This window comes from Cronbergia sp. UHCC 0137 (assembly GCF_034932285.1).
Taxonomy (GTDB): domain Bacteria; phylum Cyanobacteriota; class Cyanobacteriia; order Cyanobacteriales; family Nostocaceae; genus Cronbergia.
The window spans coordinates 1-12,630 of sequence record NZ_JAYGHC010000019.1 but is presented as its reverse complement, the minus strand read 5'-3'; the positions used below and the strand labels follow the sequence as shown (position 1 = coordinate 12,630).

Genomic DNA, 12,630 nt, shown 5'->3' with positions numbered 1-12,630 from the left:
AGCTTAACCGACAGGTATTGCGTCAGGATCTTAAAATTAGTGATTTTAGTCTAAATTATTCTGTCTGACGCACCCTACAGACTACAAAATATCTGAAAATTAATAACTAGCAACTTGATTTAAAACAGGTTTACCAGTCGATACAGCCTGTTCAACAATATCAATTGCTCTCTTTGTTCCCCCTGCTTTCTTAATTGCTTCCTGTAACCGCAAAGCATTCTTTTTATAACTATCTTCAGTCAAAACTTTTTTAATAGCAGTCCGTAAATTATCAACATTGACTTTTTTTACAGGTACAGCTTCCCCACATCCTGACCAAACTATTCGGGAAGCTACCCCTGGTTGATCATTAGCAATAGGAATGGCTACCATTGGTACACCATTTGTTAAGCATTCCAATGTGGTATTTAATCCTGCATGAGTAATAGTTAAATCTGCTTTTTCTAATAACTGTAATTGTGGTGCATAACGAACTACTAAAGGATTTCCTGCTATTCCTTGGAGAACTTCAGGATCAGCCGAACCACCCAAAGAGATTACCAATTGTGCATCTAAATCTTGGCAAGCTGTGGCAATTTTTTGGAAAACTGGCAATAACCGATTTTGTAAAGTTCCCATTGAAGCATAAATTAAAGGTTGTCCTGTTAATTTATCAAAAGGAAAATCAGCAACTTCCCGACCAACTGCACTATGATATGGTCCTGTAAAATGAAACCAATCAGGTAAATTTTGCCGAGGAAATTCTAATTCCGCAGGTTGTTGACTAATTTGAGCTAATTGAGAATAACGTTGATTTATGTTAGAGTATGCGGGTAAATTTCTTTCTCGGCGATAGTTGTCTATTAATTCTGTCATAGGTTGAGTAGCCCGGTTTAATAATTTATAACCTAATTTGTTACGCAATTTTGCCCACCAAGCTGAACTATAGGACCAATTTGTCATGAAAGGGGGAACACTGGGTTCTCGATTTAAGACAACAGCACTGCAAATAGTAATGAAGGGAAGACTGGAAACATCTGCAATAGTCCCTCCTTGTGACATAGTTTGATCTATTAATAGTGCTTCTATACCTGCGTCTTTGATAACTGTTGGGGCATCTCTGAGAGAAATATTAGTATTATCTGTAAAAATAGAGATGGTATATTTCAGTGCTTCTTGTCCGCTTAATTCTCCTAATTTATCAAAAGATGCTTTCGTTGAACCCAATGGAAATTCAGATTCACCAATAACTCGAAATTCCAAACCTGCTGCTTGTGCTTTGGGTTGAGCATCAAGAATACCAATTAAGGTAACACGATGTCCACGCTGTTGTAATTCTTTTCCCAATGGTAGGATTGTATTCCAATGTCCGGTAGATGCAGGACACATTAAGCCATAATGAGTCATAATCGTATTTTCTGGTTAATTACAATGATATATACCAGAAAAGTGTCATATAGATTTAAAGTATAGGTATTTCCGTTTAAAAGTGCTTATTGTAATTTCCGTAACTTATGTTTAGTTTTGCTTCTTTTTTATAGTGATTTAGGATCGAAATTACAATTTTCTCAACTTAACAGTGTTGCACGTTAATTTCTATTTTGTCTAAGTAGTTGTTCTAAAATTTTTTCTAGTCGTTCTACAGCAGCATTAGTTGATAGTTGACTATCCCGCAATTCCAGAACCACATCATTAACCACAGTGTTGCGGATTGTAATATTATCTACAAAATCATCAACTTTGTCGGTTAAACGGTCAACTTTGTCGGTTAAACCATCAACCTTGTCGGTTAAACCATCAACTTTGTCAGCTAAACGGTCAACCTTCTCCCCCATAACTTGAACCGTTACGGATAGTCCATCAAGCTGCCTTTGTGTAATATCTTGCCTATCAGCTAATCTATCAATGCGTTTATGAGCAGCTTCAGTATAAGAAGCAGATGATATCAAAAGCTGCTTAACGGTTTCAAATTCATCCTCTAATCGGTCGAGTCGGGTATTCGTGTCCATTGGCTGGTGATTAGCCATATCGTAAACTTGCCTTGGTTGAATTCATTTCTACATTATCCATTAAATCACGAGAATTGTAGGAAAGATAGCGATCGCCATCGCTCGTTTAAAGTCAATGATTGTCAGGGTTTAGCATTGCTAAACCCCTAACCACTTTCTTATTTTTAATTTTGTCCGACTACTTATTATTCAATTACGGCAATACATTCAATTTCTACTAACACATCTTTTGGTAAACGGGACACCTCAACGCAAGCACGAGCCGGGGCTGTATCTTCTGGGAAGAATTTAGCATAAACTGCATTCATGGCGGCGAAATCATTCATGTTAGCTAGAAAAACACTGGTTTTAACGACATCTTCAAAATTTGCCCCGGCTGCTGTCAAAATGGCTCCAATATTAGCCATTACCTGTTCCGTTTGCTTGGTTACATCTTCTGTGTAAAGAACATTGCCTAAACGGGGATCAATGGCAATTTGTCCAGCCACAAATAACATTTGCCCAGCAGCGACAACAGCCTGGTTATAGGGTCCGACAGGTGTAGGTGCTTTATCAGTACGGATAATTTTACGAGTCATAGATATCACCTTTTTTAATTTTGTTTGTTGTTGACCTTTTTTTGGATTAACAAAGAGGCGATCGCTTCGTCGCACCATTCAATCCACATGGTTTCGTAGCGAATACCGCACCTTAAAGTTAGATAGATGTGTCGTTGTGGACGAGATAGTTGATCTAGATCGCCAAATTCTACTTCGCTAGAACGATAATACTCCAGTTTCTGCTGATGGAATTGCTTACGACGTTCAATTTCACTGATCAGGATGTCTTCAGAGACTATAAATCCACTGCGTACTTTCACCAGTAAATCCTCACGGATGGCCGTTGCTTGGGAGGGTTCGGCAATCCAAGAAATCAGTTCTTGCCTACCTACATCGGTGAGGGAATAGATTTTTTTGTCGGGACGAACCGATTGTGCCAATATTTCCACTTTTACCCATTCTTTCTCCTGCATTCTTGCCAGTTCTCGATATATCTGCTGGGAGGTGGCTTGCCAATAGCAACTTACTTTTTCATTAAATTCTTTACTCAGATCGTAGCCTGTTTGAGGAGACTGAAGCAAGATGGTGGCGATCGCATGGGCTAGGCTCATAATTTTTTTGTTGACATAAACAACAAGTTGCATATACCGTATAGTTTATACAACTAATTTCATAACAATTGGTTGTATATTGCAACGCTTCTTGTCAACGTAGCACGAAAATGAGTAGCTAACATTATGGAAGCCCAAATTCGGAAGATAGAGGATGAAGTCGCCTTGGCTTTAAAACATCCGAGAAAGATAGGAGTGAGGAATCTGTTGATTGCCGGGGTGGTGATAGCGATCGCCTTGGGCATCTATCAACGGTTGTCTGCTGAACAGGAAGTTGCGGTTTCTCCCCCATTGGCAGTACAAGTGATCGAACTCAAGCCTGTACAATCATACCAAGTAACGCGCTTTTATACAGGGGAAGTAGTGGCCACTCGCCGCAGTGATTTGGGCTTTGAAAGGGGGGGTAAAGTTATTGAAATCAAATTTAATCGCGGGCAAACCGTGGAAAAAGGTGCGGTAATTGCCCGGTTAGATACACAAAATCTCAAAGCCCAATTAGCACAATTAGCAGCACAAAAATTGCGTGCAGTGGCAGAATTAAGGGAATTGGAGAATGGACCACGGCAAGAAACCATTGCGGCTGCACGTTCCCAGGTAGGAGATTTAGAAAATCGGTTGCGGCTGGAAACTATTCGTCGCGATCGCCGCCGTTCTCTGTACGAAGAAGGAGCGATTTCCCGTGAACAGTTGGATGAAGTAGCCTTTAATCGGGATGCCCTGGCGGACCGCCTAGCGGCTAGTCAGAGTGAATTAGCAGCATTGCAAAACGGAACACGTCAAGAACAAATCGCTGCCCAAGCCGCTACGGTGGCACAAATTCAAGCCAGTATGGGCGAGGTGGAAATCAATATTCAGAAAAGCATCCTCTACGCGCCCTTTCGGGGTGTAATTGGGGAGCGAAATTTAGATGAAGGTACTGTGGTGCAAGCGGGACAGCCAATTGCGCGCCTAGTGGAAAGTCTAGCCCCGGAAATAGAAATCGGTGTACCGCCCCAAGTCATACAGACATTGAATGTGGGAAGCCGCCAACAGGTACAGATCGGCGATAGCGAAGCGCTGCGAAGCGAACGCTTTTATCCAGCCCAAGTTCTGGCACATAAACCGGAGATCAACCCCCAAACCCGGACTCGGACGGTGGTTTTGCAATTGATTTCTACCAATCAAACTATGCCAGCATCGGGAGAAATCGCCCGTCTACAAGTGAAGCAAATGGTATCTACCCAAGGATTTTGGTTGCCAGCATCGGCATTGATTAAGGGAGAGAGGGGATTATGGTCTTGTTTTGCGATTGCTTCAGAGGGAGGAACCGATCGCGTTGAACGACGGGATGTGGAAGTTTTGTATACCCAAGGCGATCGGGTCTTGGTGCGTGGAACAATTGTCCCTGGGGAAAAGGTTGTCAACAGTGGCACTCACCGTTTGGTTGCTGGGCAAATTGTGAAAATTTAAAGAAACGAACCACAGAGGCACAGAGGACACAGAGTTATGAGAGTTTGAGAGGTTTTTTGCGTTTTTTATTTGGAAGTTCCTGATCTTTATTGACTGATATATGGCACGGCTATTTTTTCGCAACTTACGCTTACTATTGTTGACGATTTTTCTGATTGTGGTTTGGGGAATTGTCACTTTTCAATCTTTACCCCGACTGGAAGACCCTGAACTCACTTCTCGCTTTGCCCTAGTTACTACCTTTTTGCCAGGGGGAACTACGGAACGCACTGAATCCCTCGTGACTGATCCGATTGAAGGTAAAATTGCCGAAATTCCTGAAGTGAAAACCTATGAGTCCACATCGCGAGCCGGGGTTTCCACCATTGCTGTAGAATTACTTGATAGTGTGAGTAAAAATCGTGTACCCTTGGTGTGGTCACGGGTGCGGGATAAATTGCGGGATGTGCAAGGGGAATTGCCCAGGGAAGCCAGTGAACCAGAATTAGATGAAGGACAAGTCCGTGGTTATGCCCTGGTGACTGCACTGACTTGGCAACAGTCTGATCCACCGAACTACGCCATTTTGCGGCGACGGGCAGAGTTGTTAAAAAATGCCTGGCGATCGCTCTCTGGTACAGATGAAGTGGAAATTTTTGGCGCACCCCAAGAAGAAATCACGGTGAATGTTAATACACAGACTCTTGCTAGTTTAGGAATTACGGCCTCAGAATTGGCAGGACAAATTCAACAAAGTGATGCTAAAACTTCCGCTGGTCAGTTTCGTGGTGACAATACCCTACTCTATCAAGTCCAAGGAGAATTGGATACCCTAAACCGTTTGCAGCAAATACCGGTGCGCTGTTCTAACTGTGAATCTAACCGGGAATTTCGGCTTTTAGCAGACATCGCTACCATTGAAAAAGGAATTGCTACACCGCCCACAGAATTAGCATTTACTTCAGGTAAGGCAGCGATCGCTGTTGGTGCTTATGTGCAGCCACAATATCGTCTGGATCGTTGGGCAGTGGAAGCACACAAAGTTATTGATACCTTCCGGGCTGATTTACCAAAGGGGATACAGTTAGAAATTGTCTTTGATCAGAGTCGTTATGTGACTGCCCGATTGAATAATCTGATCAGTAGTTTGCTGTCTGGTACTTTCATCCTCTTTGTCATTTGCATTTTCATGATGGGTTGGCAACAGGCCTTGGCCGTACAGATGGCGTTGCCGCTTTCAGTAGCGATCGCTCTGATCGTCATGGGCTTGTTGGGCATTCCCTTACATCAAATGTCGGTGACGGGGCTAATTGTCGCCCTGGGTATTCTGATTGATAATGCGATTATTCTCGTTGATGAGATGAATATCCGCCTCAAAACGGGAATGTCTTTAGAAACTGCCATTGAACAAACTGTGCAGTATCTCCGCGCTCCTTTATTTGGCGGAACTCTCACCACTGTCTTCTCCTTTGCCCCCATTGCCCTACTTCCAGGTGCAACTGGTGAATTTGTCGGGACGATTGGTTTGAATGTGATTTTGGCAGTGCTGGCTTCCCTCCTGGTGGCCTTAACGATTACCCCCGCAATTACGGCCAAAATTTATCAATGGCATCATCAGGAGGCAGGGGGCAGAGGGCAGGAGGCAGAGGGCAGGGGTTATGAGTGGAATCGTAGTCGCTGGTTCACCCAGAAAGGCATAATCTATCATGCTATTGGCAAACGGGAATGGTGGCAAGCCGGATTTTCTAACTCTGCACTGAGCGCGTGGTATCGCGGTTCTTTGCACTGGTCTTTGAGGTATCCCAAACGGGCGATCGCCTTGACGCTGATTTTGCCTGTGATCGGGTTTAGTCTCATGACTACTTTAAGTTTACAATTCTTTCCCCGTGCCGATCGCGAACAGTTTACGGTAGAGTTAGAATTGCCTCCTACCAGTTCTCTAGGGCAAATTCAACAATTTACACAACAGCTAGAAGCTACCTTACGCCGCTATCCTCAAGTTCAACAAGTGTATTGGTTTTTGGGCAAGAGCGCCCCTAAAGTCTATTACAACCAACTGACTAATCGGGAGAACGAAAGCAGTTTTGCTGGGGCGATCGTCCAGACCAATGGTATTGCTGCTGATTCCTTAATTCGCCAACTGCAAACGGAATTTAACAGCACCTTTCCTAATGCCCGTGCTTTGGTGCGTCAGTTTGAACAGGGTCCACCTTTTGAAGCCCCAATTGAGTTACGAATTTACGGTTCTGATGTCGATCGCCTCCAAGAATTAAGTGAACAAATCCGAACAGTTTTGACGACAGTTCCCACCATTACTCACGTCCGCAGTCGCATCAACGATGTGCTTCCCCAACTCTCCCTCGATATTGATGAACCAGAAGCGCGATCGCAGGGTCTAAGTCATCGAGAAATTGCTCAACAATTGCAAATCATCACTGAAGGGGTCAACGGTGGCACAATTTTAGAAGATACGGAAGAAGTTCCTATCCGAGTCCGCCTTAGTAATAGCGATCGCGCTGATTTGAGCCAATTACAATCGCTGAATCTGCTACCGAGTAATCGCCAGGGCTACATTCCCTTAGAAACCATTGGTAAACTCAGTTTAATCCCCAAAAATGCTGCCATCACTCGCAAAAACGGTCGCCGAGTCAGCACTGTCCAGGGCTATCTCACCGCCGGAACTTTACCTGCCAACGCCCTCGCTGATTTTCGTCAACGGTTACAAAACTCTTTTTCCCTGCCCCAAGGCTATAGCCTGGAATTTGGTGGTGAAGAAGAAGAACGTAACAGCGCCACTGGTGGACTACTTGGTTACAGTATCGTGCTAGGGATTGCCCTGGTGGTAACTCTTGTACTTTCGATGAACTCCTTCATCCTTGCGGGTTTGATTGGCATCGTGGCCATTCTTTCCATCGGGTTGGGGGGATTATCGGTGTGGCTGTTCGGCTATCCCTTTGGCTTTAATCCCATCATCGGCACTGTAGGACTGATTGGGGTGGCGGTGAATGATTCGATTACTGTTCTCACTGCTTTAAAAAGTGATACCCTAGCTCAGACAGGCGATAGAAAAGCAATGGTGGAAACCATCATCCACACTACGCGCCATGTCCTCACAACCACCTTCACTACCATGGCAGGTTTTATCCCCCTGATTCTCGCCGGTGGTGGATTTTGGCCTCCTTTGGCAGTGGTGATTGCAGGTGGTGTGGGTGGTGCAACTATTCTCGCCCTTTACTTTATCCCCTGTTCCTATTTATTATGGCGATCGCCGTCGGTGATGCCAAGCAAGGGCAAAACAGAAGTCGTAGAGGTTTGAAGGGAACTACAAAAAATAAATTATCCGATTTTTGAGATCCCAATAATTTCTCTTCTTCTAACTCTTCCCTCCCCCTGCCCCCTGCCTCCTGCCCCCTGCCCCCTGCCTCCTGCCCCCTGCCTCCTACCCCTACTTATTGCCACGGTGAAGGGATAGCTGTTTTGGAAATAACTTCTTTCGCCATCAGCCTAACTGCGGTTTTCCCACAATTAGGACATTCAACTTCTAAATACTCTGAAGCTGTGACATCCACCTCACACAATAAACCTTGTTTACAATGCCAACACTCACAAATTATTCTACTAACAGGCTCATCACAATCTAATATCTTGACGTGTTGAAAATTTGTGGTTTCGGTTTCTGGCTTTCTGGGCTTAGGGAATTTTTTTAGTTCTTTGACTTCCATCGCTTTACCTGCTCTAATTCACCAAAATTAAATGCGTTTTCATCATACAAGATCAAATTAGGAGATTCAAAGCCCCGATCTAAAGAACGGGGTTGAAAACCTTATTTAGTCAGCAATGCAGGTTCTTTGACTGGTTGCATCAATAGTTGGGTATATAGTTGATCTAACTGACTAGCTACTCCATCCCAGCTAAATTTATTAATCACACGTCTTTGACCAGCTTCACCTAATTTTCTTGCCCATTCTGGATCACTAAGAATGCGGTCGATCGCTTTGCTAAAGGCTGCTACATCCTGGGGTGGTGCTAATAATCCGGTTTGTTCAGGAACAACGGTAAACTGGAGTCCACCGACATCACTGGCTATAACTGGGGTTCCACTGGACATCGCTTCAATTGCTACTAATCCAAAGGGTTCGTAATGACTGGGAACAACACAAACATCGGTAGCGGCGTAATATGTTGGTAATATTGTTTGGCTGAGAAGACCTGGAAGGGAGGTAAATTCACCCATCCCCAATTCGTTGATTATTCCCTCAATGCGATCGCGCTCTCTTCCATCGCTATTTCCTGGGGTACTTCCACCACCAATAATTAATTTTAGGTTTTCTGAACCATAAAATTTAGACTCGCGCACAGCACGCACTAAGGTTTCTATTCCCTTACGTGGGTCAAATCGTCCTACATACAAGATTACTTTGGCTTCTGGGTCAATTCCTAAAGCCTCTCTGGCCGCTGTTCTATCGACTGAACCAAATCGGCGGATATCTGTACCGCAAGGAATCACATCAATGTAACCTTGAGGGGAAACGAGCGATCGCATATGATCCTGTTCTTGCGGACTGGTGGCCACGATTCTTTCGGCTGTTTCCAAAACTTCTTTTTCTACAGCTAGGCGTTTAGTGGCAACCACAGGAATGTTTTCAACTGTATTATATTTAACTACTCCTAATGAATGGTATGTGTGAACCTGTTTGCTTCCTTGGATTTGCTTTAGCTGCATCCCTACCCAGCTAGAAAGCCAGTAATTCGTGTGAACCAACTCATATTTAATGCCATTTTCTTTTTGGAATTTTAATAACTGTTCTACAAATTCTGGCAAGTATTTAAAACCGTTATCTCTGGGAACAAACTCCACAGGACCAGCCGTTAAACGAATTGTGCGACAATTGGGGTTATGTTGAACTATTTCTTCTTGGTCTGGGCTGACTTTGCGGCTAAACATATCAACTTTCCACCCTAACCGACTCAGAGCTTCACCCACTTGGAGAACATATACATTTTGTCCTCCGGCTTCCTCTTTTCCGATTTCAATAGCCGGATCACCATGGACTGAAATCAAGGCAATACGTTTGTCTGTGGTAGAGTTCATAAATTTGTGTGTTGTAGATTGTCACAAAATACTAAGCGTTTACAAGCTTGCACCCATCACGCTTACTATAAGTCATTTAAGTAGTTTGATTAATTTTATCTTAATTTAATTATGTCAAATATTCTCAGATATTTACTAACTCAGTTGGTTGTTTAATTGAATATTTATATTTGTTTTTTTTATATATAAGTCTCTAATACTTGTGATAGATGTAGTTCTATAAATTTGATACAAACAGGGAAATTCTATCTATTATAGATATTAAAAATTAATCCATAATAGACTTTTGCTGTGCCAATAACTCAGCACATTAAAGTAGATTTTAGGTATTTTGATTTGTTGGTTTTAACTATTTAAACCTATCAAAATAGCAATGCCAATTAAGCGTCAATTTACGGTCATACATTGTCAAAGGCAATACCTTAATTATTCAACTTTTTTCCTGGGGTAGCTACCTTAAAAAAGGTATTAACTTATACTATTCTTATTTTCTAAGACTTTTTGTTAGGTAAGATACAGTTTTTAGAAAAATTACATATACTTTTAATCCCTGCCTTCTGCCTCGGGAGCATCCCAGTTTGGACATTGAGTAATTATACTTGGTGGCTAAAGGCTTGAAATTTAAGACTTCTATGGGGTCTTGACATCAGATCATATTTACCAGGTTGCCAAGTGGGATACTCCCTCTGGTTCGTTACAGTTAATTAAGCATTCAACAAATTCTAATGTTTGAGCAATGTTACCCAAGCGAATGGCGATCGCTAGTTGGTTTGAGTCGAGGGGGAATATTATTTCCCGCCCCTCTCAGTTAGATCCGTGCGTACCCGTTTCCGTGTACACGGCTCCCGATGTTCTTAGCTTTGGCTTTTGCTCATGTGTATGTAATCGTGGCAGCTTTCATGAACAGCTAGAAGGTTTTTAGGTTTGCAATTGTTATGATTTGCATCAACATGATGCAGATGTACCTTCTCGTCACTGAGCATTTTTAATCCACAATGTCCACATTTATGGTTTTGCCGTTTGAGGGCTTTAGAGGTCTCGTTATTATAGAGCTTGCTGTTACGCTCGCTCCAATAATTCAAATCTCCGTCGTAGGGTGATTTCTCACCTTTGACATTGATATATTTGTTTTCGGAGTAGGGAACTTTTGGGAACGCTTTACCTATCAATTTTGTACAGGTATCCCGATTTTGCTTAGTTTCCTTATTGAATACCTTGAATGTTCTGTGGTTGATGCGCCATAAGGAGAACCTTGACCCATCCATCTTGCAGAAGCGGTGGTAATTCCTCCAACCTCTAACTACGGGGGCTAATTTCTCAGCCTTTGTGGTAGCACCATAATTCGAGTTGTTGACGATGGCTTTTACTTTCTTACGAAAAGCTTTGTAATTGTCCACTGAAGGAACGCATCTAAACTTTCCGTTTTTCTGGACTTTGAAGTTCCAGCCGAGGAAATCAAAACCATCTGTCGTGGCGGTTAGCTTTGTCTTTTTCTCACTGACTTTCATCCCCCGCTCTGCTAAGAACTGACTGATTTTGTCCAGTATTTCTGTGGCATCGTCTTGAGGTCGAAGTATTATCACCATGTCATCCGCATAACGGATTGTTGGCTCAATAATCCTTTCCTTTGGGGTTTTGTTAGTGATTCGTTTATTAGAATCCTCGTGGTATCTATGAATACTTTCAATCCCATTTAAGGCGATGTTAGCTAATAGTGGACTCACCACCCCACCTTGAGGAGTTCCTTGTTCAGGAAACTCTGGGTTAACTCCGGCTTTGAGACATCGGAAAATTCCTTATCTTATGCTTTTAGGAGCAATGAGTTTATCCATAATGGCAGTGTGGTTTATCCTGTCAAAGCATTTTTCGATATCGAGTTCTATAACTCGTTTATCTATTCCATTGGCTTTGGAGTTTAAGTTGTTGAACAGTTGTCTCTGCGCGTCATGCGCCGAGCGTCCCGTCCTAAACCCGTAGCTCCTGGCGTGGAAGGTTGCCTCGTGTGCTGGTTCTAATGCGTATTTGACAAGGCATTGATAAGCCCTATCTGCAATAGTGGGGACTTTGAGAATCCGGGTTTTACCATCCTTTTTGGGGATGGGTATTTCGCGTAATCCCTGGTGTTTCCAGTTATTAACTTCGGTTCTAAGCTTTTCACTCAGTTGAAACCTTTGCTCGAATGAGAGCGCGGTTTGACCGTCTATTCCCGCTGTCTTTTTCCCAGTATTTAGCTGTGATACTTGACGGATAGCCAGTAATCTCGCTGCGGTGGATTTCAGAATCAGCTTTTGTAAGGACTGCGCTTTCCGCTTGTCGCCAACTTGAACCGCTTTATACACGCGTTTTTGTAGGCGGAATAAGTTACGGCGGAATTTCTTCCAAGGTAACGTCTTCCAGGATTCACTAGAGTTGTCTCTGTGTCTAATCATGCTCTGCTCCAATCTGTGTATTCTGAACACCTCAGACCAATTACGGTCTGTCCTACCCGAATTGAAGGAGTTCCGCTGCTCGTCCAGCCTACTTAGGGTTCGACCGCCCTTAGACCCTCAATCCGTTTTTATTCGTTCCCTCGATTGATTGATAGTTCCGTTAGGTGTAGCCACTTCAACCATTGGATTCCCTGGACTCTAGCCGCTATAAGTTGAAGGATGCGGCGGGAATTAGCTCCAATGAATTCAGGTTTTTGGTGTTGTGTCCTGCTTGCTAATAGGTTGCTTTTCTAGGCTATATTTCACCGTGGGAACTCCCCGTTAGCGCCAAGTGTCATCTCACAACAGATGTCTGATTGCGCCCTGTTCCCAGCTTTGACCTCCCGAAACCGAGTCGGGTCATCATGGGCAGATAGGGAGTCATACCTGAGCCTGGTAGATGGGACTTTCACCCATATCAGACCGAGAGTTCAACCTTCTTCCATGATTGGATTAGGTTGGTTAGCTTATGTACGGATTGATTACCGTGATTCAGCTATACTC

General features: G+C 43.3%; 8 protein-coding genes and 2 pseudogenes. 3 read left to right on the top strand and 7 right to left on the bottom strand.

The features are described 5' to 3' along the window. Positions 1–99 precede the first annotated feature (99 nt). The 4 genes and pseudogenes from VB711_RS11540 to VB711_RS11525 all read right to left on the bottom strand — a co-directional run bounded on the left by VB711_RS11540 (position 100) and on the right by VB711_RS11525 (position 3,171). Positions 100–1,386, bottom strand: coding sequence for a glycosyltransferase (locus VB711_RS11540; RefSeq protein ID WP_323286153.1), 1,287 nt, complete (start codon positions 1,384–1,386; stop codon positions 100–102). 182 nt (positions 1,387–1,568) lie between these two features. Next, positions 1,569–2,006 carry a hypothetical protein gene (locus VB711_RS11535; RefSeq protein WP_323286152.1) on the bottom strand — a complete coding sequence of 146 codons (438 nt, stop codon included), beginning with the start codon at positions 2,004–2,006 and terminating at the stop codon, positions 1,569–1,571. A 167-nt stretch (positions 2,007–2,173) separates the two neighbouring features. Continuing rightward, positions 2,174–2,587: pseudogene (locus VB711_RS11530) on the bottom strand (Rid family detoxifying hydrolase); the annotation flags it as partial. Then, complete coding sequence (locus VB711_RS11525; RefSeq protein WP_323286151.1) at positions 2,581–3,171, bottom strand: PadR family transcriptional regulator; 591 nt, start codon at positions 3,169–3,171, stop codon at positions 2,581–2,583. The gene VB711_RS11525 and the pseudogene VB711_RS11530, both read right to left, overlap by 7 nt. A gap of 93 nt (positions 3,172–3,264) precedes the next feature. Here VB711_RS11525 and VB711_RS11520 point away from each other — a divergent pair, with 93 nt between their 5' ends. Next, positions 3,265–4,587, top strand: coding sequence for an efflux RND transporter periplasmic adaptor subunit (locus tag VB711_RS11520; protein WP_323286150.1), 1,323 nt, complete (start codon positions 3,265–3,267; stop codon positions 4,585–4,587). A gap of 100 nt (positions 4,588–4,687) precedes the next feature. After that, on the top strand, positions 4,688–7,882 hold the full coding sequence (locus VB711_RS11515; protein WP_323286149.1) for an efflux RND transporter permease subunit: 3,195 nt from the start codon (positions 4,688–4,690) through the stop codon (positions 7,880–7,882). A 133-nt stretch (positions 7,883–8,015) separates the two neighbouring features. On the opposite strand, the gene VB711_RS11510 is transcribed toward VB711_RS11515, so the two are convergent. The 3 genes and pseudogenes from VB711_RS11510 to VB711_RS11500 all read right to left on the bottom strand — a co-directional run bounded on the left by VB711_RS11510 (position 8,016) and on the right by VB711_RS11500 (position 12,087). Next, a complete protein-coding gene (locus VB711_RS11510) occupies positions 8,016–8,288 on the bottom strand; it encodes a hypothetical protein (protein ID WP_323286148.1) in 273 nt (90 codons plus the stop codon). Between the two features lie 101 nt (positions 8,289–8,389). Next, a complete protein-coding gene (locus VB711_RS11505; protein ID WP_323286147.1) occupies positions 8,390–9,658 on the bottom strand; it encodes a glycosyltransferase family 1 protein in 1,269 nt (422 codons plus the stop codon). A gap of 854 nt (positions 9,659–10,512) precedes the next feature. Next, positions 10,513–12,087: pseudogene (locus tag VB711_RS11500) on the bottom strand (group II intron reverse transcriptase/maturase). A gap of 348 nt (positions 12,088–12,435) precedes the next feature. Between VB711_RS11500 and VB711_RS11495 the strand changes: the two are divergent. Beyond that, positions 12,436–12,630: hypothetical protein (locus VB711_RS11495; RefSeq protein ID WP_323286146.1), on the top strand; the 195-nt coding region annotated here is incomplete at its 3' end.

Coding starts and splice junctions, on each gene's coding strand:
- VB711_RS11540 (WP_323286153.1), bottom strand. CDS start 1,386: ATGACTCATTATGGCTTAATGTGTCCTGCATCTACCGGACATTGGAAT.
- VB711_RS11535 (WP_323286152.1), bottom strand. CDS start 2,006: ATGGCTAATCACCAGCCAATGGACACGAATACCCGACTCGACCGATTA.
- VB711_RS11525 (WP_323286151.1), bottom strand. CDS start 3,171: ATGCAACTTGTTGTTTATGTCAACAAAAAAATTATGAGCCTAGCCCAT.
- VB711_RS11520 (WP_323286150.1), top strand. CDS start 3,265: ATGGAAGCCCAAATTCGGAAGATAGAGGATGAAGTCGCCTTGGCTTTA.
- VB711_RS11515 (WP_323286149.1), top strand. CDS start 4,688: ATGGCACGGCTATTTTTTCGCAACTTACGCTTACTATTGTTGACGATT.
- VB711_RS11510 (WP_323286148.1), bottom strand. CDS start 8,288: ATGGAAGTCAAAGAACTAAAAAAATTCCCTAAGCCCAGAAAGCCAGAA.
- VB711_RS11505 (WP_323286147.1), bottom strand. CDS start 9,658: ATGAACTCTACCACAGACAAACGTATTGCCTTGATTTCAGTCCATGGT.